This is a genomic window from Exiguobacterium sp. s26, from assembly GCF_018618235.1.
Classification (GTDB): Bacteria; Bacillota; Bacilli; order Exiguobacteriales; family Exiguobacteriaceae; genus Exiguobacterium; species Exiguobacterium chiriqhucha.
Genome location: NZ_JACSLS010000007.1, coordinates 85,357 through 112,346, shown reverse-complemented (window position 1 = coordinate 112,346; position 26,990 = coordinate 85,357). Strand labels below are relative to the sequence as shown.

24 protein-coding genes are annotated in these 26,990 nt (G+C 53.2%); 22 read left to right on the top strand and 2 right to left on the bottom strand.

Features of this window, described 5'->3' with window-relative positions; genetic code table 11:
* Window positions 1–6: 6 nt before the first annotated feature.
* The 14 genes from KNP82_RS11775 to nhaC all read left to right on the top strand — a co-directional run bounded on the left by KNP82_RS11775 (window position 7) and on the right by nhaC (window position 16,521).
* Window positions 7–1,470 carry a phytoene desaturase family protein gene (locus KNP82_RS11775; RefSeq protein WP_029595613.1) on the top strand — a complete coding sequence of 488 codons (1,464 nt, stop codon included), beginning with the start codon at window positions 7–9 and terminating at the stop codon, window positions 1,468–1,470.
* 15 nt (window positions 1,471–1,485) lie between these two features.
* Entirely contained in the window at window positions 1,486–1,914 is a 429-nt protein-coding gene (locus tag KNP82_RS11770) for a GNAT family N-acetyltransferase (protein ID WP_029595612.1), read from the top strand.
* 101 nt (window positions 1,915–2,015) lie between these two features.
* On the top strand, window positions 2,016–2,447 hold the full coding sequence (locus KNP82_RS11765) for a YlbF/YmcA family competence regulator (protein WP_021067281.1): 432 nt from the start codon (window positions 2,016–2,018) through the stop codon (window positions 2,445–2,447).
* 54 nt (window positions 2,448–2,501) lie between these two features.
* Window positions 2,502–5,027 (top strand): DNA mismatch repair protein MutS, encoded by a 2,526-nt coding sequence (gene mutS, locus KNP82_RS11760; protein ID WP_029595611.1) that lies wholly within the window; start codon window positions 2,502–2,504, stop codon window positions 5,025–5,027.
* A gap of 4 nt (window positions 5,028–5,031) precedes the next feature.
* Window positions 5,032–6,834, top strand: coding sequence for a DNA mismatch repair endonuclease MutL (mutL, locus tag KNP82_RS11755; RefSeq protein ID WP_029595610.1), 1,803 nt, complete (start codon window positions 5,032–5,034; stop codon window positions 6,832–6,834).
* A gap of 163 nt (window positions 6,835–6,997) precedes the next feature.
* The gene (locus tag KNP82_RS11750) at window positions 6,998–7,666 is read left to right on the top strand and encodes a 50S ribosomal protein L25/general stress protein Ctc (protein ID WP_029595609.1); all 669 of its coding nucleotides are present in this window, start codon (window positions 6,998–7,000) and stop codon (window positions 7,664–7,666) included.
* A 208-nt stretch (window positions 7,667–7,874) separates the two neighbouring features.
* Entirely contained in the window at window positions 7,875–8,717 is an 843-nt protein-coding gene (locus KNP82_RS11745; protein WP_029595608.1) for a formate/nitrite transporter family protein, read from the top strand.
* A gap of 189 nt (window positions 8,718–8,906) precedes the next feature.
* Window positions 8,907–10,751 carry an anaerobic ribonucleoside triphosphate reductase gene (locus tag KNP82_RS11740; RefSeq protein WP_029595607.1) on the top strand — a complete coding sequence of 615 codons (1,845 nt, stop codon included), beginning with the start codon at window positions 8,907–8,909 and terminating at the stop codon, window positions 10,749–10,751.
* Window positions 10,729–11,184: an anaerobic ribonucleoside-triphosphate reductase activating protein gene (gene nrdG, locus KNP82_RS11735; RefSeq protein ID WP_029595606.1), complete on the top strand. Its 456-nt coding sequence runs from the start codon at window positions 10,729–10,731 to the stop codon at window positions 11,182–11,184. The genes KNP82_RS11740 and nrdG overlap by 23 nt, the downstream gene beginning before the upstream one ends.
* A gap of 54 nt (window positions 11,185–11,238) precedes the next feature.
* Window positions 11,239–12,057 carry a fumarylacetoacetate hydrolase family protein gene (locus KNP82_RS11730; RefSeq protein ID WP_029595605.1) on the top strand — a complete coding sequence of 273 codons (819 nt, stop codon included), beginning with the start codon at window positions 11,239–11,241 and terminating at the stop codon, window positions 12,055–12,057.
* A gap of 122 nt (window positions 12,058–12,179) precedes the next feature.
* Window positions 12,180–13,442, top strand: a complete 1,263-nt coding sequence (locus KNP82_RS11725; RefSeq protein WP_029595604.1) for a S1C family serine protease — start codon at window positions 12,180–12,182, stop codon at window positions 13,440–13,442.
* A 56-nt stretch (window positions 13,443–13,498) separates the two neighbouring features.
* Window positions 13,499–13,843, top strand: a complete 345-nt coding sequence (locus KNP82_RS11720) for a DoxX family protein (protein WP_198922698.1) — start codon at window positions 13,499–13,501, stop codon at window positions 13,841–13,843.
* A 20-nt stretch (window positions 13,844–13,863) separates the two neighbouring features.
* Window positions 13,864–14,958 (top strand): amidohydrolase, encoded by a 1,095-nt coding sequence (locus KNP82_RS11715; RefSeq protein ID WP_214828107.1) that lies wholly within the window; start codon window positions 13,864–13,866, stop codon window positions 14,956–14,958.
* 162 nt (window positions 14,959–15,120) lie between these two features.
* Window positions 15,121–16,521: a Na+/H+ antiporter NhaC gene (gene nhaC / locus KNP82_RS11710; protein ID WP_214828121.1), complete on the top strand. Its 1,401-nt coding sequence runs from the start codon at window positions 15,121–15,123 to the stop codon at window positions 16,519–16,521.
* A 14-nt stretch (window positions 16,522–16,535) separates the two neighbouring features.
* Here the strand turns inward: nhaC and KNP82_RS11705 are convergent, their stop codons facing one another.
* Complete coding sequence (locus KNP82_RS11705) at window positions 16,536–17,729, bottom strand: HTH domain-containing protein (protein ID WP_214828102.1); 1,194 nt, start codon at window positions 17,727–17,729, stop codon at window positions 16,536–16,538.
* 78 nt (window positions 17,730–17,807) lie between these two features.
* Between KNP82_RS11705 and KNP82_RS11700 the strand changes: the two genes are divergently transcribed.
* Both KNP82_RS11700 and KNP82_RS11695 read left to right on the top strand, forming a co-directional pair.
* Window positions 17,808–18,938: a mandelate racemase/muconate lactonizing enzyme family protein gene (locus KNP82_RS11700; RefSeq protein ID WP_214828099.1), complete on the top strand. Its 1,131-nt coding sequence runs from the start codon at window positions 17,808–17,810 to the stop codon at window positions 18,936–18,938.
* Complete coding sequence (locus KNP82_RS11695; RefSeq protein WP_214828096.1) at window positions 18,925–19,596, top strand: GNAT family protein; 672 nt, start codon at window positions 18,925–18,927, stop codon at window positions 19,594–19,596. Before KNP82_RS11700 ends, KNP82_RS11695 begins: the two co-directional genes overlap by 14 nt.
* A gap of 36 nt (window positions 19,597–19,632) precedes the next feature.
* On the opposite strand, the gene KNP82_RS11690 is transcribed toward KNP82_RS11695, so the two are convergent.
* Complete coding sequence (locus KNP82_RS11690) at window positions 19,633–20,382, bottom strand: GDSL-type esterase/lipase family protein (protein WP_029595597.1); 750 nt, start codon at window positions 20,380–20,382, stop codon at window positions 19,633–19,635.
* 117 nt (window positions 20,383–20,499) lie between these two features.
* Here KNP82_RS11690 and KNP82_RS11685 point away from each other — a divergent pair, with 117 nt between their 5' ends.
* The 6 genes from KNP82_RS11685 (at window position 20,500) to miaA (ending at window position 26,989) form a co-directional block, all read left to right on the top strand.
* Window positions 20,500–21,420, top strand: a complete 921-nt coding sequence (locus KNP82_RS11685; protein WP_029595596.1) for an ABC transporter ATP-binding protein — start codon at window positions 20,500–20,502, stop codon at window positions 21,418–21,420.
* Window positions 21,413–22,411 (top strand): ABC transporter permease, encoded by a 999-nt coding sequence (locus KNP82_RS11680; protein ID WP_035385675.1) that lies wholly within the window; start codon window positions 21,413–21,415, stop codon window positions 22,409–22,411. Before KNP82_RS11685 ends, KNP82_RS11680 begins: the two co-directional genes overlap by 8 nt.
* Before the next feature lie 179 nt (window positions 22,412–22,590).
* Window positions 22,591–24,120 carry a M4 family metallopeptidase gene (locus tag KNP82_RS11675; RefSeq protein WP_214828094.1) on the top strand — a complete coding sequence of 510 codons (1,530 nt, stop codon included), beginning with the start codon at window positions 22,591–22,593 and terminating at the stop codon, window positions 24,118–24,120.
* Between the two features lie 112 nt (window positions 24,121–24,232).
* On the top strand, window positions 24,233–25,093 hold the full coding sequence (locus KNP82_RS11670) for a PPK2 family polyphosphate kinase (RefSeq protein WP_058763503.1): 861 nt from the start codon (window positions 24,233–24,235) through the stop codon (window positions 25,091–25,093).
* Between the two features lie 113 nt (window positions 25,094–25,206).
* Entirely contained in the window at window positions 25,207–25,800 is a 594-nt protein-coding gene (locus KNP82_RS11665) for an AmiS/UreI family transporter (RefSeq protein ID WP_214828092.1), read from the top strand.
* A 238-nt stretch (window positions 25,801–26,038) separates the two neighbouring features.
* Window positions 26,039–26,989: a tRNA (adenosine(37)-N6)-dimethylallyltransferase MiaA gene (gene miaA / locus KNP82_RS11660; RefSeq protein ID WP_058763507.1), complete on the top strand. Its 951-nt coding sequence runs from the start codon at window positions 26,039–26,041 to the stop codon at window positions 26,987–26,989.
* Window position 26,990: the final 1 nt, after the last annotated feature.

The following is a 26,990-nucleotide window of genomic DNA, read 5'->3' as shown; positions in this document are numbered from 1 at the left end:
TTCAATATGCGAATCGGGATTATCGGTGGAGGAGTTGCCGGATTGACGACGGGTGCGCTGGCGAGCCGAATCGGCCATGACGTGACCGTATACGAGTCGTCACGAGAATGGGGTGGTTGTGCCGGAAAATTCGAACGTGGGGACTATCGGTTCCCGGCCGGGGCGACGCTCGGGATGGGATTTGAACCGGGCGGCCTGCATGAGCGAGTCTTGTCCTACTTAGGTGAAACGATTGACGTTCGCCCGTTAACCGAGGTGATGCAGATTCATCTCGACGGACAGACTGTCCATTATCATCAAGACCGGGATCTGTTTTTAGCAGAACTTGAGTCGATATTTCCAGAGCTCGCTCCGCGAATTCGTGCTTTCTTGAATGAAGTGTGGACCGATTTCGAGACGATCCGTCCTTTGTTTGAGACGCTACCGGCGTTGCCGTTTCGGTCGATTCGTGACGCATCGGTTGCGATACGAGCGTTTCGACCGGCACAGCTCCGGTCGTTCCGGAAGCTGTATCGACCACTCGGTACAACGTTAAAACGGCATCGATTGAAAGGGACCGCGTTCGAGCGGGTCATCGACGGGATTTTGCTCGATAGCTTGCAGACCGGTGCCCGCGAGGCGAGCCATTTGCTCGCGGCCGTCGCGCTATCCATTTACCATGAGGGAGCATATTACGTCGATGGGGGATTGTACACACTCGCCCACGCATTGGAGCGGTCGATTCGAAGAGACGATGGAAAAACGATCCTCGGACGACAAATCGTTAAAATCGAGCGGGTTGCTGAAGGCTGGTTGTTGACCGATCGCCGTGGTCGGCTCGACCTCGTCGATGTGGTCGTGTCGGCCATCCCGCTCGAGGCGACCGCTCAGTTGGTCACGGGACAAACGGCTCGACAGTTCCAGAGACAGTACGGCCGTCAACTAGAACGGTCGCAATGGGGAACGTTCAGTCTGTATATCACGTTACCGGAAGCGGCGTGCACGGGACGTCCGCTCTTCCAACAAGTATATAGTGATGATTTGCCGTCAGGTCACGCCTTCATTTCGATGTCGGATGCGGACGATACGCGCCGAACCGAACGGCCGGAACGAACATTGACCGTCTCGACCCATATCGATTTGTCGGAGTGGCAGGCTTGGAAAGACAAGGAGACGTATGAGAAACTAGAGACAGAATGGACCGAGCGCCTCGTCAAGGCAGTGCGACGGGCGTTCCCGAGTTGGACAGGCACATCGTCGTTGTTGCTTCCGGGCGGACCGGGGGCATGGGTGAAATATACGAAACGTCCGCACGGTGCGGTCGGTGGATATGCCCAAACACCGCAACAAGCGTTATTCCATGCGGCGAGCTATCGGACGAACCTTCCGAATTTTTACGTTTGCGGCGACACGGTGTTTCCAGGTGCCGGGACGATTGGGGCGATGACGAGCGGGCTCCACGTCGCCCGAGCGCTCGGTTCGAAGTTATGAGGGGGACAAGTTGAGATGCAGAAAAAACGGTTTGACGAATTGACGACGAGAGAGCTCTATGAGTTATTGGCGCTCCGCACCGAAATCTTTGTCGTGGAACAAGATTGCCCGTACCAAGAAGTCGATGGGAAAGATGTGACGGCGGTCCATTACTGGATTGAGGCAGACGGTCGCCCGATTGCGGCGTTACGTGTCCTCGAGGATGAATCGCCAATCGCCATCGGTCGTGTCGTCACAAAATCGACGCATCGGGGACAAGGCCATTCGCGGCGCTTGATGCAAGAAGCCGTGGCCGACTTTGGGGATCGCGATTTGTATTTGCAAGCGCAAACGTACGTGGAGCCGTTCTATGCAAGCTTTGGGTTCACACGAACGAGCGAGGAGTACTTAGAGGATGGGATTCCCCACGTCGATATGGTTCGGACGGCGACCGTCTCGAAGTGAATCGATGCGGTACCGTTTGCCATAAGTTCGTGGTAGAATGATGAGGAATACTTGCGTGCGTAAAGACGTGCGTTCAATCATAGAGAGCAAAGGGGTTTACGATGGTGACTGATCAAACTGTGATTCAAAAAGCGAGAGAATTAGCCGACTTATTGGCGAGCACGCCGGAAGTGGCCCGCTTCAAAGAAGCGGAAACGAAAGTGAACGAAAGTGAGCGCGTTCAAACGTTGATTAAGCGTATCAAATACTTACAAAAAGAAGCCGTCAACTGCAAGCACTACGGGAAGACGGAAGCACTCGCCAAAGTCGAGCTAAAAATCGACAAGGCGATGGACGAACTCGATTCGATTCCGGTCGTTCAGGCGTTCCAAGAGACGCAAGTCGAAGTGAACGATTTGCTTCAATACGTGACGGTCACACTCGCCAACTCGGTGACAGATCGCATTATCGAATCGACGGACGGTGACGTTCTCGCCGGTAAAACAGGAAGCGGCATGGCAGCGGAGAAATCACGCGGCGGCTGCGGATACTAACAAACAGACAGCTGGCCTTTGGTCAGCTGTTCTAATTTCTAGAGGTGAACACGAATGGAAACGATACATCAAACCCCGATGATGAAACAATATTTTTCAATCAAGGCCGATTATCCAGACGCCTTTCTTTTCTACCGGCTCGGTGACTTTTACGAGCTGTTTTTTGAAGATGCTCAAATCGTCGCCAAAGAGCTCGAATTGACATTGACTGCGAAAAACGGAAAAAACGCCGAGCACCCGATTCCGATGTGCGGGGTCCCGCATCATTCCGCTGCGATTTATATCGAGCAACTCATTGAAAAAGGGTTCAACGTGGCGATTTGTGAGCAGATGGAAGATCCAAAAGCGACGAAAGGACTCGTCAAACGTGAAGTCATTCAAGTCATCACGCCGGGTACATATATGGCCGCGCTCGGTGAGAAAGAGAACCGGTATTTAATATCGGTCGTGAACGTCGCAGACCGTTTTGGGATCGCCCGCGGCGATGTGACGACAGGTGAATCTTGGTTGACGACCTTACCGTCGCGCGAGGCCGTCCTACGCGAAGTCGAAGGGTTGGTCCCGAGTGAAATCATCGTTGATGACGCCGAGTTGGCAGACCATCTCTCATCACTCGGCATTCCGCTGTCGGTGCAGACAGAGCGATTGGCGAGCTCATTGTCGAGCGGCGCCCGCGACGAGGCGCAAGTAAGTGCGTTCGAACTCCTTTTCGCTTACTTGACGCGGACGCAAAAACGCGCCCTCGATCACTTGCAGCCCGCTGTCGCCTATGAGGTTGAGGCCCATATGCAACTCGATGCGAATACGGCCCGCAACTTGGAGCTGTTCCGTTCGGCCCGGTCCGGGGAACGGAAAGGATCACTTCTCGCCCTGCTCGATGAGACGACGACAGCGATGGGGGGACGACTATTGAAACGTTGGCTCGAACAGCCACTCTATACGGAACAGGCGATTCGTGAACGCCAAGATGCCGTCGAAAATTTAGTCGATGATTTCATGCTCCGCGATCAATTACGGGAGCAATTACGTCACGTCTACGATATCGAACGGCTCGTCGCGAAAGTCGGTTACGGGACGGCCAACGCACGTGACCTTGTCCAGTTGCGGAACACGCTTGAACGCATTCCAGCGGTACGAGAGTTGCTCGCGAATGTCACGGCAACGCGATTGCATCACATCGATGCGACGCTCGACACGTTCGACGCGCTATCGGAACGACTTCAGGCGGCGCTCGTCGAGACACCACCCATCTCAATTAAAGAAGGCGGCATGATTCGTTCAGGCTATTCGGCCGAACTTGATGAACTGCTCGAGGCGAAAGCGAACGGGAAGACGTGGATTGCCAATCTCGAGCAACAAGAGCGGCTCGCGACCGGCATCAAGTCGCTGAAAATCGGCTATAACCGTGTCTTTGGCTATTATTTGGAAGTGACGAAAGCGAATGCGCGCTTGCTCGAAGAGGGGCGGTATGAACGGAAACAGACGCTTACGAACGCCGAACGCTATGTCACGCCTGAGTTAAAAGAAAAAGAAGCGCTCATCCTCGGTGCCGAGGAGAAGAGCTGTACGCTTGAATATGACTTGTTCGTCACGTTACGTGAAGAAGTCAAACAAGAGACGAAACCACTTCAACAACTGGCCCGCTCGTTAAGTGAACTCGACGTCCTGCTCGCGCTCGCCATTGTCGCCGAAAAACGGGACTATGTCCGGCCGACGACGTCGAAGCACGTCCAAATCGATCGTGGACGCCATCCGGTCATCGAAACGGTATTGCCTCGTGGTGAATACGTCGCTAACGACTTGACGCTCGATGACACGCGGCGCATGCTCTTGATCACCGGACCGAACATGTCCGGTAAATCGACGTATATGCGTCAGTTCGCACTGATTGCCATCCTGCATCAAATCGGTTCATTCGTGCCGGCCGAAGCGGCCGAACTTCCTTTGTTCGATCGCATCTTTACCCGCATCGGGGCAGCCGATGATTTGGTGAGCGGACAGTCGACGTTCATGGTCGAAATGACGGAGACACGTCAGGCGGTGACGGAAGCAACAGCAGATAGTCTCATCCTTCTCGATGAGATTGGACGAGGAACCTCGACGTATGACGGTATGGCGCTCGCACAGGCCATCGTCGAATATATCGCGGCCACCATCGGCGCGAAAACATTGTTTTCGACCCATTACCACGAGTTGACCGTGCTCGAAGACACAATTCCAGCCCTTGAGAACGTGCACGTCCGTGCCATTGAACGGGACGGACGTGTCGTCTTCCTGCATGAAGTTCATCCGGGACGGGCCGACAAATCGTACGGGATTCATGTCGCTGAACTCGCTGATTTGCCGCCTGATTTGATTGAACGGGCGCGAACGATTTTGTCTGAGCTCGAGACAGAACCGAAACCGGCACGGGCAACTGTAGAACAGCCGGCTCCGGCTGAACCTGTGGCCCAACTGTCACTTTTTGAGACGGAAGATGACATCAAACGACAACTGCTCGACCTCGATTTGCTGGCGATGAACCCGATCGAGGCGATGCAGGCGCTCTATGCGCTCCAACAATCCGCGAAGAAGGAGTGAGTCGATGGGAATCATTCAAGAGTTACCGGAACAACTGGCCAACCGAATCGCTGCCGGGGAAGTCGTCGAACGCCCAGCCTCGGTCGTGAAAGAGCTCGTCGAGAATGCGATTGACGCCGGTGCCACGAAAATCGAAGTCGATTTGGAGGAAGCCGGGATACGTCTCATTAAAGTCCGGGATAACGGGCATGGGTTTTATGAAGAGGATGCTCCGCGAGCTTTTTTACGTCATGCGACGAGCAAAATTCGGGACGAGCACGACTTGTTCCGGATTCGCACGCTCGGCTTCCGTGGGGAGGCCCTCGCCTCGATCGCCTCGGTCAGTCATGTGACGCTGAAGTCACGCCGGACCGAAGAGGACGGATTTGAGATGACGCTCCAAGGGGGTGTCGTTAAGGCGCAAACACCGGCCGCAGCCAACGTCGGAACAGAGATAGCGGTCAGTCAATTGTTCTACAATACACCGGCCCGCCTCAAATACTTGAAGACGTCGGCGACCGAACTCGCGAGCATCACCGATACGTTGAACCGGATCGCCTTGTCCCACCCGGAAGTTCGCCTCACGGCGTTCCATGAAGACAAGGAACTCCTGCGGACGAGTGGCAACGGCGACATCAAGCAAGTCATGCTTGCCATTTATGGGCGTCAAGTTGCGGCGCAAATCGTCACCGCGTCGAGCAAGACGAACGACTATAGTTTGAGCGCCCATCTCGTCCGGCCTGAAGTGACACGTTCGAACAAGCAGTACGTGACGCTCATCTTGAACGGTCGGAGCATCAAGAACTTTGCGTTGACCCAAAGTGTACTCGAGGGCTACCATACGTTACTCCCGATTGGTCGTTATCCGATCGCCGTCCTCGAAGTGAACATGGACCCGATGTTGATTGACGTCAACGTCCATCCGACAAAACGGGAGGTCCGACTCTCGAAAGAGAAAGAGCTGTGCCAGTTGATTCGCGAGACGATCCAACTGACGCTCCGGGAACAGCGTTTAATCCCGTCGGTCAAACCGAAAGAGCAACCGGTCAATCGGACCGAACAAGAGCGACTTGATTTCACGGTCGAACGGACACCTGTCACGGATGAACCGCCGACGTGGAACTATCCGATTCCACGTGAGCCTGTCACGTCACCGAGTCGATGGTCACCGACCCCGCTCGTCAATGAAGCGCCTGCACCGACCGACCCGATTGTCGAATCAGACGCAATTGAGACGAAAGGAGAGCGGTTGCCGCCGCTCGACGTCATCGGCCAATTGCATGCGAGCTATATCGTCTGCGGCGCCGAGGACGGTATGTATGTCATCGACCAACATGCGGCTCAGGAACGGATCAAATACGAATTGTTTTATGAGCAACTCGGGAATCCGGACAAGGAATATCAATTGTTGCTGCTCCCGCTCACGCTCGAATTCACGCAAGAAGAGACGCTCGCGATTGAAGAAGTCGCTCCGCTCTTGAAAGAAGCGGGGCTCGAATTGGAGCCGTTCGGTGGCAACACGTTCCTCGTCCGGGAGATTCCGACGTGGTACCCGCAACATGATTTGGAAGGGACGGTCCGCGATTTGATTGAGATGGCGATTCGGGACCGCTCTGTCAATCTCGCCAAATATCGGGAAGACGCGTCAATCTTGATGGCGTGCAAGCGCTCGATTAAAGCGAACCATCCATTGAACCATGAGATGATGCGGCAATTGCTGCATGACCTCAATCAGACGACGTCCCCGTATACGTGTCCGCACGGGCGACCGATCTTGGTGAAATGGAGCACGTACGAACTTGAGAAGTTGTTCAAACGGGTTATGTGACACGCTTGTAATCTTTTTTTAACCGGCTGTAACGTTTATGTCCTGGTGCCTATGGGAACAATATACACATGTCACTCAACGCATCGAGGTTGAGAGGTGGCTTTTTCACTGCCTCACCCTCAAGATGTAGACATGATCGATAAACCAGTAGGGGGAAAAGATTATGGCAGACACGCTTAAAGTAACGAAACGAGAATTACGACCACGTTCGGTCCGCGCAAACTTGCGTAAAGAAGGTAAAGTACTAGGTGTCGTCTACGGCTATAAAGTCGAGAGCACACCAGTTGCATTCGAGGAGATGGCACTTCGCAAGATTCTCCGCGAACACGGTGACAATGCGTTAATCGAGTTGAACATCGACGGCAAGAAAGTAAACACGCTCGTTCACGGGACAGAAGTTGATCCGTTCACGAACGAATACAAGCACGTCGAGTTCATGGCCGTGAAGATGGACGAAGCGACGGAAGTCGAAGCAGACGTCACACTCGTCGGCGACGCGAAAGGTGTCAAAGAAGGCGGCTTCTTGGCGCAAACGCTCTATAAAGTAACGGTATCGGCGACACCGGCTAACATTCCGGAACGCATTGAACTAGATGTTTCTGAACTCGGTATCGGTGATTCGGTCACGGTAGCTGACATTCCAGAGAACAAAGACTATGACATCGTCTCGGATGGCGAGCTTCAAATCGCATCTGTTAACGAGCCGGTCTCTCTTGAAGAGCTCGAGGCAGACACAGACACAACGACAGAAAGTGAAGCCGAAGCAACTGAAGAAGAGTCAGCTGAGGCATCATCTGAAGAGTCTGAAGAGAAGTCTGCAGACAAAGAATAAGCTGTATCGAACGACCCTTTGCGAAGGGTCGTTTTTTTCGTCACAAATCCGACAAATGTAAACGATTACGATGTGAAAAATGTGTCAACACGGTCCAAGGTCGATTGCAATTTATTGGATTCGGGCTTATATTGTTAATGATTTCACATGTTCGTTCTTATTATATGGGTTCATTCAAACAGAAAGAAGGGTTTGTGACATGGCATCAATGGAAATCCATGCACTCGAATCATTACGGAAAAAAGCTCAGGCATCTTCGCAAATGATTCATTATCGGCCAATGGAATACTTTTTACGGGCAATGCTCGCGGGGATCTTTATCGGATTCGCTTCAATCTTCACACTTAAAGTCGTCAACGGGATGTACTTGATCGATTCGCCGTTCACGACACTCATCGGTGGGTTCTCATTCGGGATCGCCCTTGTCATGATCATCTACGGCGGAGCCGAACTGTTCACGGGGAACACAATGTATTTCACGACCTCGACGTTACGCGGCTATACGACGCTCAGCGACACGATGCTCGTCTGGTTACTTTGTTTCGTCGGGAACGCGCTCGGTGGCGTCTTGTTCGCCTTGTTGCTCGCCCCGACCGGCGTCATCCAAGAACTCGGGATGGACAACTGGCTGTTCGCGGTCGTCGAGAGCAAGATGCATCATACGACGGTCGAGATTTTCTTCCGTGCCATCTTCTGTAACTGGATGGTCTGTCTCGCGATTTTCTTACCAAAACAGATGAAAAATGAGTTCGCTCAAATCTTCTCGATGATTTTCCTCGTCGCCGTCTTCTTCGCGTCAGGATTTGATCACGTCATCGCCAACTTCGTCTTGTTTGCGCTCACGCTCGTCGTCCCACACCCTGAGGCGATTAGCTTTGCCGGCGCCATCCACAACTTGATTCCGGCCACGTTCGGTAACATCATCGGCGGCGCCTTGTTCATGGGTGCGATTTATACGTGGTTGAACGCGAAAGGCTTGCGCGAAGCCCAAGAGTCAGAGGAAAAAGAAGAAGTTGAGTTAAAAATCGTGAAACCGGCAAAAGAATTATAAGTTGGATCACTTGAAAGAACGGTCGAGTCCATATGCGGGCTCGGCTGTTTTTGCGTTTATATCACAACCAACGCTCACAATTTAGACTCCACATCTCTATGCTCAAACATGACATAATCTATATATGGAATTGAAAAGAGTTATGAACTCGATTCATATCAATATATAGTGAGGTGATGCGGAGTGAACATGCTCCAGCTTTATGAAGATGTCTGTGTTCTCCCAGATCAAGATCTCGTACAAGAGAACGCCAACGTCGACGGGAAATCACCACTTGGCAAACTGGCACGATTATCCTCGGAAGTATCGAAACAGCTGTCGACAACGTACTTATTGTCAGAGCGGACACGTCAGGCCGTCGCAGACAACTTTTTGTACATCCATGACGCCGACTATTACGTGACGGGATCGACGACGTGTTGTCAAATCCCGCTCGGCGAGTTGCTGACGAACGGATTTCATACCGGACACGGGACGATTCGACCGCCCCAGGACATCCGTTCGGCGATGGCACTCGCTTCGATCATTCTTCAAGCGAACCAGAATATGCAACACGGGGGTCAAGCGTTCCCGATGTTTGATGTCGATTTAGCGCCATACGTCGAAAAGACGTATGAACGTCAACTCGAGCGGCTCAAGAAACTTCCGGTCGAATGGTCGACCGAGCAACTTCTCGAAGTCGCTGAGACCGAGACAATCACAGCGACGTATCAAGCGTGTGAGGCGTTCATCCATAACGCCAATTCGATGCATTCGCGAGGAGGCGGCCAAGTGCCATTCGTCTCCATCAACTATGGGACTGACACGAGCCGTTGGGGCCGGATTTTCATCCGCGAGTTGTTGCGTGCGACCGAGCGAGGGCTCGGCAACGGGGAGACGCCGATTTTCCCGATTCAAATCTTTAAAGTAAAAGAGGGTGTCAATTTTCATGAAACCGACCCTAACGTTGACTTGTTCCGACTCGCCTGTCGCGTGACGGGCAAGCGTCTATTCCCGAACTTTTCCTTCGTCGATGCCCCGTTCAACTTGCAATATTATGATGGGAGCCATGACTCAGAAGTCGCTTATATGGGGTGTCGGACACGAGTGATGGGGAATCGTCATGGCGCCGAGACGTCAATCGGACGAGGCAATTTATCGTTCTCGACCTTGAACTTGGTTAAGATGGCGCTCGTCGCTTCGGACATCCATACATTTTATGAGACGCTCGACGCCTACGTCGACGTCGCCATCGATCAATTGCTCGAACGGTACGACTACCAAGCGAAGCGTCATGCCGACGAATTCCGCTTCCTTTACGCTCAACACGTCTGGAGGGGCAGCGAGAGACTCCAACCGGAAGAAGAGCTACGGGATGTACTGAAGCAAGGGACGTTGTCCGTCGGTTTCATCGGTCTCGCCGAAGCGCTACGCGTGCTCACAGGCGGCACGCATGCCGATTCACGGGAAGCGGAACGTCTCGGACTCGATATCGTCACTCATTTACGTGATCGGATGAGACAGGCGGCAGAGCAGCACGATTTAAACTTTTCGCTCTTGGCCACGCCGGCCGAAGGATTGTCTGGGAAGTTCGTATTGAAGGACCAGCAGGCGTTCGGGATGATTGAGGGTGTCACCGACCGCGCCTTTTATACGAACTCGTTTCATGTGCCGGTATACCAGTCAGTGTCGATTCGTGACAAGATTCGGTTGGAGGCACCGTACCATGCGCTCTGTGACGCGGGTCATATCACTTATGTCGAAGTCGACGGGTCGCTCGCCCATAACCCGGAAGCGGTCGAAGCGATCGTCCGGCTCATGCGAACCGAAAACGTCGGCTACGGTTCGATTAATCATCCCGTCGACCGGTGCGGTAACTGTGGCCTCGAGGGAACGATCGATGCCGCGTGCCCGACGTGTGGCGAGGAAGAGCAGATTGAACGGATTCGTCGCATCACCGGCTATCTGGTCGGCACGATGGACCGATGGAATTCGGCGAAACGAGATGAAGAACGAGCGAGGGTGAAGCATCATGCGCGTCCTATCCGTACTTGACGAATCGGTTGTCGACGGTCCAGGCATTCGCACGGTCATCTTTACGGCGGGATGCCCTCATCGCTGTCTTGGATGTCACAATCCGGAATCATGGAACCCGCGAGGTGGGGAAGACGTACCAGTCGAGGACCTGCTCGCCCGAATCGAACAATCCGGGTGGGACGGTGTCACCGTCTCGGGCGGAGAGCCGTTCCTGCAACCGGAAGCACTGGCCCGGCTCGTCGACGGGTGCAAGGCGCTTCAGAAAAACGTGTGGGTGTATACAGGCTATACAATCGAACAGTTACAAAGTATGGACGATGAGTACGTCACAAGTGTGCTCGATCGTGCCGATGTCCTTGTCGACGGTCGTTTCGAACAGCCGCTCATGGACCGGTCGCTCCGATTTCGGGGGTCGAGCAATCAGCGAATTATTTTCTTGAACAAAGCGTAATCGGGACCGTCGCGTCCCGATTTTTTGTATACTAGCAAAAAAGGGGGAATTTTGATGAAATGGTGTAGTTTTCAAGTTGAAGGAGAACAAAGGGTCGGTGTCGTGGCAGGGGAGTTTGTCTATGACGTCAGTGACCAATTACATACGACTTCATTGTTAGAGGTCATCGCGCGAGAGTTTGAACCGGATGTCGATTTGGACGTCGCACCTCGGACCGCATTGACCGACGTCACGCTCGTCGCGCCATACCGACCACTCAAAAACGTGATCTGTATCGGCAAGAACTATGAAGAGCATGTGAAAGAGATGGATACGGCGGGAGCCGGCAAACTCGTCATCTTCACGAAAGCACCGACTTCGGTCGTTGGACCAGGGACTGTCGTCGAACGTCATCCTGAACTGACCGACCAACTCGATTACGAAGGCGAGCTCGCCGTCATTATCGGGAAATCAGGACGGGACATCGACGACGTCGACGCCCATATTTTCGGATATACGATTCTGAACGATATCACGGCCCGGGACGTTCAAAAACAGCACGTCCAATTTTTCCGCGGTAAATCCTTCGACACGTTCTGTCCGCTCGGACCGTATATCGTCACACCGGATGAGCTCTCGTTTCCACTTGCGATTCAAACGGTCGTGAACGGTGAGACACGCCAAAACGGGTCGACAGCAGACATGATTCGTCCAATTGAAGAGTTGATTCGGACGTTGTCGAAAGGGATGACGCTAGAAGCTGGTGATATCATCGCCACCGGTACGCCGGCGGGGGTCGGCCATGGGATGAAACCGCCCGTCTATCTCCAATCCGGGGACACAATCGAAGTGAGCATCACGGGACTCGGGACGTTAAAAAACGTTATCGTCTGACCCAATTGACGCAAATTGTGAAGAATCTTGTAATCGATGTCTCATTTCCGCACAACGATGACTATGCCTCTTATACTAAGGGTAGAACAAAAGAGGAAACATCATATAGGAGATGATTACACATGGAACGCAACGATCGTCCAACAGAATCAAATGAACCAAATCGCCGCGAGGATTGGCTCGACACCGAGCTTGGCTCGTCCGAACAACGACAAGAGCCGTCGCGCGCAACACAACCGGCCCGACCTTCATTCGTCGGTCGGATGTTCCCTGGGTTTGTCGGTGGGGTAATCGGTGCTGTCTTGACTGGGGCCATCGCCTTCCCGTTCATCGATCAAGTCCCAACGAACGTGTCTGATACGAACGTGACGTCGGAAGGGTCACCGGTCCAGACAACATCGACGACGGCGGACAGCTCGGTCACCGATGCGGTCGCGACCGCACAACCTGCCGTCGTGACGGTAAACAATTTCGCTTCGAACGGATTATCGAATGAATCGGTCGAAGCTGGTGTCGGCTCGGGTGTCATCTATAAGAAAGACGGTGACTCGGCTTACATCGTCACGAACCATCACGTCGTCAACGGTGCTGACCGTTTGACTGTGACATTCAATGACGGATCGACAGCGGACGCCAAGTTGATGGGCAGTGACGCCACGTACGACTTGGCGGTGCTCGAAGTCGATGCGGACAAAGTCTCATCCGTCATCACGATCGGGAAGTCGAGTGAACTGAAGCCTGGACAGACTGTCATAGCGATCGGCAATCCGCTTGGCCAGTTTGAGAACTCGGTGACGCGCGGGGTCGTCTCGTCGACGTCCCGTCTCGTGCCGGTCGATACGGATGAGAACGGACAAGCCGATTTCAATGCCGAGGTCATCCAGACGGATGCTGCCATCAACCCGGGTAACTCCGGTGGTGCCTTGATTAACGAATCGGGCCAATTGATCGGAATCAACTCGATGAAAATTGCGACCGATTCGGTGGAAGGGGTCGGCTTCTCGATTCCAGTCGATATCGCTTTGCCGCTCATCAATCAAATCGAGCAGACGGGCGAAGTGAATCATCCGTCGCTTGGTGTGTCGCTCCGAGACGTGTCTGAGTTCCCACCAGGGTACTTGACCGAGCAAATCAACTTGCCGGAGTCGGTGACAGCCGGTACAATCGTCGTGGAAGTGCAAGCGAACAGCTCGGCCGCACGGGCCGGACTTGAAGCGCGCGACGTCATCGTGAAAATCAATGATCAAGCCGTCTCGTCGTTCATCGACCTTCGGAGTGAACTGATTCGCGATACGGACGGAACGGTCACAATCGAATACGTTCGTGACGGCAAGACCGAGACGGTCGATGTCGAGATTCAAAATGCGAATGGGGATGCATTGTAAAGATGGGCACGTAGCCCATCTTTTTTGTTATGCTTAGAAAAAAGGAGGGGATTCCATTGATTCGCACACTATACGGGGTTTTATTTTTAGGAGCCGGCATCATGCACTTCGTTCAAGAACGGGCGTTCATGTCGATCATTCCGAAATCATGGCCGTTCAAACGGTTCATGGTTCAGGCGAGCGGGGTCATCGAAGTCGTCTATGGCGCACTGTTGCTCACGAACAAAGGGACACGGTTCGTGAAGGGAACGTTACCGGCATTTTTGATTGCCGTCTTCCCGGCCAATATCAATATGGCGCTCAAACCGTCGAAACTCGGCAAGATGCCGCTCCCGAAATGGGTGACGTGGGCCCGATTGCCGTTGCAATGGGTATTGATTAAAGGGGTCAAAAAAATATAAGTACATATGGGGGATCGATCATGACGAACGTATTGAACTGGTTTGAGCATTTTCATGCCCATCCCGAAGTGAGCTGGAAAGAATTCGAGACGACGAAGACGATTGCCGACATCTTGACGTCATGGCAAGTCCGTCACGAAACGTTTGCCGACGTCACCGGCACCATCGCCGAGATTGGTGAGGGACACGATGTCATCGCTGTCCGAGCCGACATCGACGCGTTATGGCAACAAGTTGACGGGACGTTCCAAGCCAACCATTCATGTGGCCACGATGCCAATATCAGCATGGTGCTCGGCGCACTTGATGCGTTGCGGCACGAATACCTGCCGAAACGGATTCGGTTTATTTTCCAACCGGCGGAAGAACAAGGCAACGGGTCGCTAGCGATGATTCGACACGGGGCGTTAAAAGATGTCAGTCAGCTGTACGGCATTCATTTGCGCCCGCTCGAAGAACTGAAGCGTGGTCAATATGCGGCTGCGATTCAACACGGGGCCGCATTCTTCTTGAAAGGTAGTATCAGCGGAAATGACGCCCATGGTGCGCGGCCACATCAAGGCCAGAACGCGCTCGACGTCATCTTCACGATTCAACAGATGCTCAAAAGTATCTACTTGTCACCGTTCGAGCCGCATTCGATCAAGTTGACGGGCGTCCAGGCCGGAAGTGACAATTTGAACATCATTCCGGGCAACGCGACGTTCTCGATTGACATTCGGGCTCAGCAGAACAAGGAATTGCTCGAGCTGCGCGACCGGGTCGAGACGATGTTGCACCAAATTGCCGCCCTACATGGGGTGACGATTGACTGGGAGTGGCAAGATTTCACACCAGGTGCCTTGATCGGTAAGCGTTCGAGCCAACATGCGGCCGAAGCGATCAGTGAGCGGTTCGGGGCCGATGCGCTCGTCGACCGGATCATCACGTCAGGCAGTGACGATTTTCATTTCTATACGGTCGAACAACCGGGACTCGATGCGACGATGATCGGAATCGGGGCCAATTTGACGCCAGGGCTTCACCATCCACAGATGACGTTCGATCGGGATGTCCTGCCGGAGGCGGCCGGCCTGCTCGCGGATACGTTACGACGGGCCGTCCATACGACATGAACGACAAAATGAACGAGGCGACGTCGCTTCCGTTCATTTTTTTTATTGCCATCTCCGGATGTAAGCGTTATCATCATCTTATTAGCGACAATATAACGACAATTCAGAATTTTTCGCTATCGGGGAGGAAGTCACATGGAAAAACAGGGGAACAAGGTAGACATGAAGCTTCACTGGGCGGTATTGCCACTACTTGTCATGATCGGGGTCATGCTCGTAGCCATCGTTCAATTGGAACAAGGGCCGCACATCCCGCTAATCATCGGGACGGCTGTGGCGGCGCTCGTCGCCTGGAAACACGGGTATAAGTGGAAAGAGATTGAAGAGATGATGTACAAAGGGATTCGGCTTGCCTTGCCGGCGGTCGTCATCATCATCTTGGTCGGATTGACGATCGGGGCGTGGATTGGGGGAGGCGTCGTCGCGACGATGATTTACTATGGGCTGACGATTATCTCACCGGCCTATTTCCTCGTGACGATCTGTATCATCTGTGCCGTCGTCGCGCTCTCAATCGGTAGCTCATGGTCGACGATGGGGACGATTGGCGTCGCCGGGATGGGCATCGGGCTCAGTATGGGGATACCAGCACCGATGGTTGCCGGAGCCGTCATTTCAGGCGCTTATTTTGGGGATAAGATGTCGCCGCTGTCGGATACGACGAACTTGGCGGCAGGTTTGACGCATACCGACCTTTTCGTCCATATCCGTCACATGCTCTATACGACCATTCCGGGCTTGATCATCGCCCTCGGCGCCTACTGGTGGCTCGGCCGTCGCTTCAGCGAGACGACGACGGATTCGTCGGAAATCGTCCAGACGCTTGATATTTTACAAGACAGTTTTGTCATCTCACCGTGGTTGTTAATGATTCCGCTCGCCGTCATCGCGCTCGTCGCGAAAAAAGTGCCGGCCATCCCGGCGCTCGTCGTCGGGATCGCCCTTGGGTTTTTGGCGCAAGTGCTCGTCCAAGGTGGCTCGCTCTCGGACAGTGTCGGGGCGCTTCAAAGTGGATACGTGATCGATACCGGCAATGAACTGGTCGATAACTTGTTCAGTCGGGGCGGTCTCGATGCGATGATGTATACCGTCTCGATGACGATTGTCGCGATGACGTTCGGGGGGATTTTAGAATACTCGGGCATGCTCCAGTCCATCATGAATCAAATCGTCAAACTGGCGAAGACGGCCGGTTCAATGGTCGCTTCGACGATTTTAGCGGCGTTCGCGACGAACGCATCATGTTCCGAGCAATACATCTCGATCGTCGTGCCGTCGCGCATGTTCGCCAGTGCCTATGAGAAGATGGGGCTGCATTCGAAGAACTTGTCACGGGCACTCGAAGACGGCGGCACGCTCACGTCGGTCTTCATCCCATGGAATACGTGCGGTGTGTTCATTCTCGGGACGCTCGGCGTCGGGGCGTTCGAGTACGCGCCATACGCCATTCTCAACTTTATCGTGCCTGTCATTTCAATCATCTATGCGTTCACAGGTTTCACGATTGAGCGGATTGCCGTGTTGAGTACAGAACCACCGATTGATCAACAAGTGGCGCAATGAAAAAATTCCCGGCCTCATGAGGTCGGGAATTTGAATTTGTAGACGGCGCGGGGCCGACCTTGACTATAGCTCATCTCTTCGCCGATGACATCGACGATGCCGGCGTCATGAAGTTTTTTGATGAGCCGTTCCGTCGTCCGTCGCGTCACGTCGAGATAGTCGGTCAACTCTTTTGCCGTGAACTCGTGCTTTCGTTTGGCGAACTGTAAAATCTTCCCGATATTGACGGGGCTGACCCCGGCTTGTTTGATGAAGTCGAAGGCGAGTTGTTCCGTCACGCGATACGGGATGTGCGCGTCACGGGTCGGGAACGATAATCGTTTCGAGTCATCGACGATGCGGATGCGCTCGTCACTCGCGGCAGACAGGGCGATTTGGGCATGTTCGTCCGCCTGTTGATAGTCCGTCCCAAAGCCGATGCCGATGTGATACGTCCCGTTCGGTGCGAGCGTATCTTCATCGAACGCGTTCATCACTTCACCTTTGGTCGTCAATACCGTGATATGACGGTGTTCCGCCGACTCGAGATGTCCACCGAGATACCGGACCGAGGCGAGATGGTCGCGCAACGTCGTGTCATCCGTGTCGTAGCGGATGATGGCGAACTGGGCGGCATCGGCCAACTGTTGGCGAACTTGTTGAATCAACTGGTCGAGATGATGCCTGACGGTCGTTGTCGGCTCGATCATCAGTTGACTGTTGAATCCGGCACGAATGAGTTCGTGATGCACACGCTCGATGCTCGTGATGGCCAACTTCGTTTGCCCGGATTGCTGTCTGGTGTGAAAGGCGATGACGTCCTCGAAGGCGAGATCAGGACGGATGCGCATCACGACGGGGGCGACCCGTTCGTTCGGAAACGAGTCGAGAATGGACGTCAGCCGGTCTGGTTCGACCAAGTCGATGGATACCTGATTGAGCGAAACGGAGTGGGTGAGCGTCGCGTAGAGAAGGGTCGTCAAGAGGACAGTCTCATCTTGGACGACATGGTGTGCTGCCACATGCGTGAGATGAGGGGTCGCATAGGCGAACGGGAACGAGCCGGAAAAAAAGACGCCGTCGAACGAGCCGAGCGTTTGGGCGATGGTCGCCGCCTCGTGCGGATGCTCGTACGGATGATAGGCGAACCGGACGTCCTCTGGTGAACTAAGCGAGCGGATTGTCTCCATGAACTCGTTTGATCCGACGATGGCGATATGGATAGACATCGAAACTCCTCCTTGCAATTTAACGACTATTTAACGACAATATAGCTAATGACACGTAAGAAGTAAAGGAGAATGGAAATGAGAATAGAGAAGATTGAACTGTTTGCGATTCGATTGCCATTAAAAGTACCATTCATCGTCAGTTACCATCGTTACGACGACATGCCGTCGGTAATCGTGAAATTGACGACCGAATGTGGTCACGTCGGCTATGGCGAGGCTGTCGCCGATGAACACGTAACAGGCGAGTCGCTCGACAGTACAATCAGTGTGATTCGACATGTGCTCGGACCGCTCTTGATTGGTGAGAATCCGTTGCAGATGGAACGGATTCACGATTTGATGGACCGGGCCATCCGTGACGTGCCGGCGGCGAAGGCGGCGCTCGATATCGCTTGTCATGACGTCGTCGGGAAAAAACTCGGGCTTCCGGTGTATGATTTGCTCGGCGGACGGTACCATGACGCCTTTCCGGTCACACACGTCCTCAGTATCGGCGAACCTGAGGCGATGGCGGCCGAGGCTCGCGAACAAATTGAGCAAGGGTACACGGCCGTCAAAATGAAAGTCGGCGTCGACGTCGTCTCTGACGTGCGCCGTGTCGAGGCAGTCCGATGTGCCGTCGGTCCAGACGTGCCGATTCGGGTAGACGTAAATCAAGGCTGGGTCAATGCCGCCAAGACACTCCAAGCGATGAAGCAGCTCGAACCGTTCCACATCGATTGGGTGGAACAGCCGGTCAAAGCTGACGATTTTGAAGGCATGGTCGAAGTGAAAGGGAAAATCTCGGTGCCGCTCATGATTGACGAAGGCGTGCGCGGCGTGACCGAGATGCGTCGGTTGACGATGATGCAGGCCGCCCACAAAGTGAATATCAAATTGATGAAGTGTGGCGGCATCTATCCGGCGAAAAAACTTGTGCATATGGCCGAAATGTCGGGCATCGAGTGTCAAATCGGTTCGATGGTCGAGTCGTCGGTCGCCTCGAGCGCGGGCTTCCATGTCGCCTTCTCGAGCAAAATTGTCCAATCGGTTGAATTGACGGGACCGCTCCGTTTCGCTGAAGACATCGGTAACTTGACGTACGACTTGCCGTTCATCCGTCTGACCGACGGGCCTGGTCTCGGTGTCGACGTCGATGAGGACGTCTTGTCGCGTCTGACGACGGCGACGTACGTCGTCGGAGGGGCCGACCATGTGGCGCGGTGATTGTAACGGCCTCGACATCGTGGTCAACTATTTGACGATGGCAGAGCTCGATCAAATCGAGGCGGTGCAACGGTGCGTCATGGACGCGTTGACGGAAGGAAGTCAGTACCAGTCGCTCACGACCGAAGAGTTCATGAAGCTGTTGAGCGACCGCACGTTGATTGGGGCGTATCACAAAGGGACGTTGATTGCGTTTCGGGCCCTGCTCATTCCGCCGCTCGACGCCGATCATCTCGGCTATGATATCGGTTATCCGTTGGAGATGCTCGACCGCGTCTTGTACCAAGAAGTGACGAATGTCCATCCGGACTATCGCGGTTACGGTCTGCAGCAACATCTCGGCAAGCTCCTTATGAAAGAGCTTGAACAGGACAGTCGGTTCAACCTCGTATGCGCGACCGTGGCGCCGTTCAATATCCCTAGTCTGAAGGACAAGTTCGCGCTCGGCCTTCGTATCGGTGCTCTCAAACCTAAATACGGCGGCAAGTTGCGCTACATTTTTATGAAGGAACTGCACAGCGATTGGAAACCGGCGGGTGACACGACTTGGCTCGACATGGGCGAGACGGAGCAACAAGTTGCTCTATTGAAGGCGGGCTGGTTCGGGACGACGATGACACGCGACGGGAATCGTTGGCTCGTCAAATATGAACGATGAAAACATGGCCTGATCGTCGCGATCAGGCCATGTTGCTTACTCGAGGATGAACAGCACGTCCTCGGCTAACTTGTCATACGTGCGGTCGCTCGGATGGAACTGGTCGGTCGCGAGGTCACGGCCGACGTCAGAGACGTAAGCGAATGGATCGATCACATCGATGCGTTGCGCGTTGCCGTACGTGGCGGCCGAGGCGTTCCAATCGAGAATCAATTGGTTGAACGCCTCGCCGTTCTCGTTCGCTTGGAACGGGTTATAGAGCGCGATATAGACGATTTGCGCCGTATCGTTCAACCCGCGGACTTGTTCGAAAATCTCATTCAAGTTCGTCTTTGCATCGGTCACGACTTGTTCGATATCGACCGATTCGAAATTGTCGACGTTCTCGCCACGATTGAACAAGTCATTGCCGCCAATCGTGAGCGTGATATAGCGGGCGTTCTCAATCGTGCGTCTGACTTCGGGTTGTTCGAGCTGCGCCAATAGGTCTTCCGTTCGGGCACCAGAGACGGCCAGGTTCTGCGTACGGATATCATCTTCTTCGAGCGCTTCACCAACCGGTTGGACATATCCAGCACCCGAAGTCGAGCCGACGCCGCGTGTCAATGAATCTCCAAGTGCGACGTAGACGTCACCGACCGGTTCGGGTCTCGCGTCTTCGCTGACCGAGAGTGTCCGTTCCGGCGGATTGACGATATCTTGATAACCGATCCATAACCCGTAAAGGGCGATGCCCGTCAAGAAGACAGAACCGATTAAAAACGTATACCATTTCCCATTTTTCATGTGATGACCTCACTTTCTATAGAACTATCATATCAAATAAGTTTGAACCTGCCCTATGTGAATGTTCGAATAGGACAGATGCGGTCGAGTCCGATAGAATGTAGATGAGGTGAGATGATGCAACCAACATTGAAAATAGACCATTTGACAAAAGTAATCGGTAAGAAAACAATCATCGATGACATCTCGTTCGATGTTTTCCCCGGAGAAGTGTTTGGGTTCTTAGGTCCGAACGGGGCCGGTAAGACGACGACGATCCGGATGATCGTCGGATTGATTAAGCCGACGAACGGGACTGTCTCAATTTGTGGGTTCAGCGTCGAACGTCAATTCGTGCAGGCGATGAATCAAATCGGCGCTATCGTCGAGAACCCCGAACTGTACAAGTTCATGAGCGGGCGTGAGAACTTAAACGCCTTCGCCCGGATGTTACCCGGTGTCGATGAGGCCCGCATTCAAGAAGTGATTGACCTCGTCGATTTGACGGCGCGAATCGATGACAAAGTGAAGACGTACTCGCTCGGGATGCGGCAACGGCTCGGTATCGCCCAGGCCATGTTGAACAATCCACGCGTCTTGATTCTCGATGAGCCGACGAACGGGCTCGACCCAATGGGGATTCGTGACCTTCGACTCTTCATCCGCCGTCTCGTCGAAGAAACGGGCTTGAGCGTCCTCGTCTCTAGCCACATCTTGGCTGAAATCGAACTGCTCGCCGACCGTGTCGCCATCATGTCGCGCGGGAAAATTGTCAAAGTCGGGACGGTCGAGGAGCTGATTCATGAGTTGGCGTCGACGGTCGATGTCCATGTGGCCGACAGTTTCGAAGTCTTGCCGATTATCCGTGGATTCGAATCAATCGACCAGGCCGACGTCGTCGATGAACGGACGATTCGGGTCTCGATGAATCTGGAAGATACGGCCCGATTGAATCGCTACTTGCTCGATCGAGGCGTCGACGTGTTCGGTTTGGAACGACGCGTCCAGACGCTCGAAGAATTGTTTATCTCATTGACTGGGGGTGACCATATTGTCTAATCCGTCAATCCTTGGCCTCATTCGAAACGAAGTCTTAAAAATTCATAAGAAACGTCGGCTTCTCGTCGTGTCGATCATTCTCATCGTGCTCGTCTCGATGTTCACGTACGCCAACTACCGGCAAATCGAGAAGCAGCGCGAAGAACAAGGAACGATCGACTGGCGTGTCGATTTACAGCAAGAGATCGTCGATACGCAAAACCGGCTCGCCTCGGCGAACGTTCAGGACGAGTTCCGTCAAATTCTAGAGTTCCAGGTCCAACAGAATCAATACTACTTAGATAATGACATTAATCCGAACTACCCGGGTGCGCCGACGTTCATGCGTGTCTTCTTCTCGCAAGGGACGACGCTCGTGTTGCCGCTATTTATCATCGTCTTGATGGCGGATATCGTCAGCGGTGAGCACAATGACGGCACGATTAAGACGCTGTTGTCCCGTCCGGTCCGACGCTTCAAGATTTTGCTCGCCAAATGGATGACGACGCTCTTATATACGTCGATTCTCATCTTTATCACCGCACTCGTCAGTTATGCCATCTCCGGCATCGTGCTCGGTTGGGACGGTTGGACCGCCCCGATTTTGACAGGATTCCAAGCCTCGGCGACCGGTACGTTCTCGACCGACTTCGTCCATACGCTGCCGATGTGGCAATATTTGCTCATGTCGGTCGGACTATCCTGGTTCGTTGTCGCGGCCGTCGGGACGATTGCCCTCATGATCTCGGTCATCGTCAAAAATACGGCGACTGGGATTGGGATTATGATGGCCGTCCTCATTTCAGGACCGCTCCTCACGTCGCTCGGGTCGAATTGGGACAGCTCGAAATATTTGGTGAACGTCAACTTCGGTCTTCATACCTATCTCGAGGGGCAAGCCCCACCGATCGAGGGGATGACATTACCGTTCTCGCTCATCGTCATATTTGTCTGGTCGCTCGCCGCTCTCGCATATGCGTTTTATCATTTCACTCAAAAAGATGTCTATTGATGACTAGCGTCACCGTTCCCGGTGACGCTTTTTTTGTCATGGCTGAAATGACTAGAGAAGACGAAGAAGTAGGACAAATGTCTTAATAATTCGAATTGTCAAAATAATTAGATAGTTGGATACATTAAATGTGGGAAACTATGTAAAGTAGGAGACACCACATAAGGAGGGAAACACACATGAAAAAAGTTTTATCTACATCACTCATCGCAGGCGTATTGCTCGTGCCGCAACTTGTCGGCGCAGCGGAGCTCAAGTCGGGCACGTTGACGAAACCATCAAACGAGGCTCCGACGACAATCGTCAAAGAGTATGCGAAAGCGAAAGGCGAATTCAAAACGCTCGAATCAAAGCGTGACAAAGTCGGACAAGTCGTCAAATTACAACAGACGGTGGACGGGGTACCAGTCTTCGGCGGAATCGTCGTCGGTGTCGTCGATAACGATGGCCAATTGAAAACGGTCGTCGATGACACGAAACAACTCAAAGGACTACATAAGTCGATCAAGCTGAACGAACAAAAAGCGGTCGCTCGTTATAAAGAGCTTGTCGGCCACAAAGGCGCATACGAGCTTGAGCCAGCAGCGGAACTCGTCGTCTATCCAAACGGGGAAGAGGCAGTCTACGCGTATGAAGTGACCGGGACGATTCTTGACGCGGATGAGCCGTCACGTTGGACGTACTTCATCGATGCGGCAAGCGGGAACGTATTGAACAAATACAACCAATTGGCGCACGCCAAACCGACGAATGGTGTCACAGGTACGACGTATACGGGAACGGGAATCGACGTCCTTGGTCAAAGTCAAACGTTCAAGACGACGAAGAGCGGCTCATACTACTATCTCCAAGACTCGACACGTGGCAAAGGGATCTATACGTACGATGCCAAAAACCGGACGACACTTCCTGGATCACTATGGGCCGATGTCGATAACGTCTTGAACACGACGTACGACCGGGCCGCGGTCAGCGCCCATGTCAACGCGACGAAGACGTATGACTTCTTCAAGAACACGTACGGTCGTAACAGCTATGACAATAACGGTGCGGCTCTCAACTCGACGGTCCACTATAGCCGCAGCTACAACAACGCGTTCTGGGATGGTAGCAAGATGGTATACGGTGACGGGGACGGCCAAACGTTCACATACCTCTCAGGCGCACTTGACGTCGTCGCTCACGAATTGTCACATGCGGTCACAGAGTACACGGCCGGTTTGATCTATCAGAACGAATCAGGAGCGATCAACGAGGCGATCTCTGATATCTTCGGTACGGTCGCGGAGTACAGCGTCGGCTCAAACTTCGACTGGTTGGTCGGGGAAGACATCTATACGCCGGGTATCGCCGGGGACGGTCTCCGTTCGATGTCGAACCCAGCGGCTAATGGTGACCCGGACCACTACTCGGTCCGCTACACAGGGACGCAAGATAACGGTGGCGTCCACATCAACTCAGGTATCGTCAACAAGGCGGCCTACTTGTTCGCGAGCGGTGGCTCACACTACGGCGTATCGGTTCAAGGCATCGGCGTCAAGCAAATGGGGGATGTATACTACCGTGCACTCACCGTCTACTTGACACCGACATCGAACTTCTCGAGCCTACGTCAAGCAGTCGTACAGTCAGCTAAAGACTTGTACGGTTCAACGAGTACACAAGCGGTCGCGGCGGCGAAATCGTTCGACGCGGTCGGCATCAACTAAACGTGATTCAATCCTTTTCGCTTCGGCGGAAAGGATTTTTTTGTCGCTATTTTTTGAAAGAATAGGGTAAATACAGATTGTACGTAAAATTTGTCGCAATCAAGGAGGATATATGGACATTCAATCATTTCGCATTGACCATAAAAACGGGATTCGTCTGGACGATTACCCAACCACGATCAAGGACCGCCCATCGGACGAGACGTTGCAAAACGAGCTGATTCCGGAGAGCGTCGAAAGATTGAAAGAGTTGCATTGGAAACTATATGCCGAAGCCAAAAAAGGTGTCGTCGTCGTCTTACAGGCGCTCGATGCGGGCGGTAAAGATGAGGCAATCAGTTATATCTTTTCCAATCTGAACGCGCAAGGGTTGAAGACGAACGCGTTCCAAAAACCATCGGATACGGAAAAGAAACATGACTATCTATGGCGGATGCATGACCTCATGCCGGAGCGAGGCCAAGTCGGTATTTTGAACCGCTCCCATTATGAGGAAGTGATCGCCCCGCGCGTCCATGATTTGCTCGGAGAAGAGGTCATTCCGGATGAGGAGGATAAAGAATCGGTATGGAAAGTCCGCTATCGCCAAATCAATGACTTTGAACAATATTTAGATGAGAACGGGTTTAAGGTCATCAAATTTTTCTTTAACGTCTCAAAAGAAGTCCAGCGCGATCGTTTGCTCGAACGTCTGAAAGATCCGAGTAAAAACTGGGAATTCTCGTTCAGCGACGTCGAAGAACGCAAGCATTGGGACGATTATCAAGCCATCTTTGAGGAGATGTTATCGAACACAGCGACAGAACTCTCCCCGTGGTATGTGCTACCGGCAGATGATGACTGGTATGCCCGTTATATCGTCTCGACGGTTATGATTGACGTGTTAGAAGACATTGATCCGCAGTTTCCGACGTTCACCGAAGACGAACAGGAACGCATCGACGAGGCGATTGCGACGCTCGAAAACGAGTGACGTTTGTCGAGTCGGTGAACGTCCATTTCTCCGCTTGCACTGAAAGCGAATTCACGTTACAGTGGACGTAGATAAAATTAGACGTCAGACATCTGTACGAAGGAGCAATGAGTGTGGGAAATATAAGTTTATTATTTGGAGGCGTGGCACTGTTCATCAACAGCCTCGTTTTGTTTGGAAAAGTGGACGTTAAGAGTGCGGGTGTGTTTAGTCTGTTCACAGGCCTGTTGCAGACGTTTATCGCGACGTGGCTCGTCATCGGGGCGAGTTCGGCGGAGATGTTTGGATATGCGAGCATCTACTTGTTCGCGTTCACGTATTTGTACGTCGGTGTGACGTTCCTGTTCGATTTGGACGGTCGGGGCGTCGGATGGTTCTCGCTCTTCGTATCGATTTCGGCCGTCTTCTATGCGGTGATCGGATTCACGACGGGCGATGTGATGGGAGCAGTCACGTGGTTGTTCTGGTCGCTCTTGTGGGGACTGTTCTTCATGGGGATGGGCCTAGGGCGGCAGATTGACGGATTGACGGCCCGGGTCGCATTCGTGCTCGCCTGGTTGACGTTGATTATTCCGGCACTGTTCGGTCTCGCGAATTTGATGACGCCGCTCTATGGCGTTATGTGGTGGGCCGCGAGCGGCACCGCGATCCTTTATTTTGGATTGACGATGTGGCGCCAGCGCCGTTTAGTAGAAGTGACACAATGAACGGTGCTCCTTTGGGAGCGTCGTTTTTTTGCGCATTCATTTGTGTCTAAAATGTGAAAAGTGGGAATGAGATACGTAAAGGAGGCGACCTCGGATGAGTGACGGCTTAATTTTACTGATGGGACTATTATTATGCGGATGGATGCTGTTTGCGGTCGTGTTTGATGATACAATTAAAAGAAGAATTTAACGGGCCGTTTCCTTTAAGGGACGGTCTTTCGTTTGAGGAGTGACAAGGATGGAAAAGACACCAGTCATCGTCCTCGTCGGACCGACGGCTGTCGGAAAGACGAAGACAGGGATTGAGCTCGCCAAAGCGTTCAACGGTGAAATCGTATCGGGCGACTCGGTCCAAGTGTACCGCGGGATGGATATCGGTTCGGCAAAAGTGACGGTCGAGGAGGCGGAAGGGGTTCCGCATCATTTGATTGATATATGCGACCCGGACGAGGCGATGAGCGTCGCCACTTTCCAAAAGTTGGCCCGGGCGGCGATCGATGATATTTATGCGCGCGGAAAATTGCCCATTCTGGTCGGCGGGACAGGTCTCTACATCCGTGCGATTCTCTATGACTATGAGTTCACAGAACGACCGGTCAATCACGAATTGCGAGAAGCGCTCGAGTTAGAAGCTGAGACGGATGGACCTGAGGCGCTGCATGCGCGTCTGCAATCGCTCGATCCAAAACGGGCCGAGAGCATTCATCCGAATAACGTCCGCCGCGTCATCCGGGCCCTTGAAGTCGCGCTCCAAGGCGACGCCCAGGCGATGGACAGCCTCCCGTCGGAACATTACGCCTATAAACTGTTCATCTTGCATGCGGACCGGGACGTGCTCTACTCGCGCATCAACCATCGTGTCGACTTGATGCTCGAAGCGGGCCTCATCGAGGAAGTCGAGCGCTTGCTCGCGGCTGGTTACCGGGACACGCAAGCGATGCGCGCCATCGGTTACAAGGAAGTCGTTCCGTATCTTGATGGATTGATGACCCGAGAGCAGATGAGCGAGACGCTCAAACAGCACACGCGCAAGTTCGCAAAACGTCAATTGACATGGTTCCGTCATCAATTTAATGGGATTTGGGTCGATATGGGACGAAAATCATTTGAACTATCGTATCAAAATATTTATGATGAAGTTGAGGAGTTTTTTCGAAAATTCCGATTATTTCAAAGAGACATAGACTAGG

Bases quoted from the DNA above. Each gene is read 5' to 3' on its own strand.
- KNP82_RS11730 (WP_029595605.1), top strand. From the start codon at position 11,239: ATGAAATGGTGTAGTTTTCAAGTTGAAGGAGAACAAAGGGTCGGTGTC.
- KNP82_RS11740 (WP_029595607.1), top strand. From the start codon at position 8,907: ATGCTCCAGCTTTATGAAGATGTCTGTGTTCTCCCAGATCAAGATCTC.
- KNP82_RS11725 (WP_029595604.1), top strand. From the start codon at position 12,180: ATGGAACGCAACGATCGTCCAACAGAATCAAATGAACCAAATCGCCGC.
- mutS (WP_029595611.1), top strand. From the start codon at position 2,502: ATGGAAACGATACATCAAACCCCGATGATGAAACAATATTTTTCAATC.
- KNP82_RS11750 (WP_029595609.1), top strand. From the start codon at position 6,998: ATGGCAGACACGCTTAAAGTAACGAAACGAGAATTACGACCACGTTCG.
- KNP82_RS11670 (WP_058763503.1), top strand. From the start codon at position 24,233: ATGGACATTCAATCATTTCGCATTGACCATAAAAACGGGATTCGTCTG.
- KNP82_RS11695 (WP_214828096.1), top strand. From the start codon at position 18,925: ATGTGGCGCGGTGATTGTAACGGCCTCGACATCGTGGTCAACTATTTG.
- KNP82_RS11770 (WP_029595612.1), top strand. From the start codon at position 1,486: ATGCAGAAAAAACGGTTTGACGAATTGACGACGAGAGAGCTCTATGAG.
- mutL (WP_029595610.1), top strand. From the start codon at position 5,032: ATGGGAATCATTCAAGAGTTACCGGAACAACTGGCCAACCGAATCGCT.
- miaA (WP_058763507.1), top strand. From the start codon at position 26,039: ATGGAAAAGACACCAGTCATCGTCCTCGTCGGACCGACGGCTGTCGGA.
- KNP82_RS11685 (WP_029595596.1), top strand. From the start codon at position 20,500: ATGCAACCAACATTGAAAATAGACCATTTGACAAAAGTAATCGGTAAG.
- KNP82_RS11690 (WP_029595597.1), bottom strand. From the start codon at position 20,382: ATGAAAAATGGGAAATGGTATACGTTTTTAATCGGTTCTGTCTTCTTG.
- KNP82_RS11745 (WP_029595608.1), top strand. From the start codon at position 7,875: ATGGAAATCCATGCACTCGAATCATTACGGAAAAAAGCTCAGGCATCT.
- nrdG (WP_029595606.1), top strand. From the start codon at position 10,729: ATGCGCGTCCTATCCGTACTTGACGAATCGGTTGTCGACGGTCCAGGC.
- KNP82_RS11675 (WP_214828094.1), top strand. From the start codon at position 22,591: ATGAAAAAAGTTTTATCTACATCACTCATCGCAGGCGTATTGCTCGTG.
- KNP82_RS11765 (WP_021067281.1), top strand. From the start codon at position 2,016: ATGGTGACTGATCAAACTGTGATTCAAAAAGCGAGAGAATTAGCCGAC.
- nhaC (WP_214828121.1), top strand. From the start codon at position 15,121: ATGAAGCTTCACTGGGCGGTATTGCCACTACTTGTCATGATCGGGGTC.
- KNP82_RS11775 (WP_029595613.1), top strand. From the start codon at position 7: ATGCGAATCGGGATTATCGGTGGAGGAGTTGCCGGATTGACGACGGGT.
- KNP82_RS11715 (WP_214828107.1), top strand. From the start codon at position 13,864: ATGACGAACGTATTGAACTGGTTTGAGCATTTTCATGCCCATCCCGAA.
- KNP82_RS11705 (WP_214828102.1), bottom strand. From the start codon at position 17,729: ATGTCTATCCATATCGCCATCGTCGGATCAAACGAGTTCATGGAGACA.
- KNP82_RS11700 (WP_214828099.1), top strand. From the start codon at position 17,808: ATGAGAATAGAGAAGATTGAACTGTTTGCGATTCGATTGCCATTAAAA.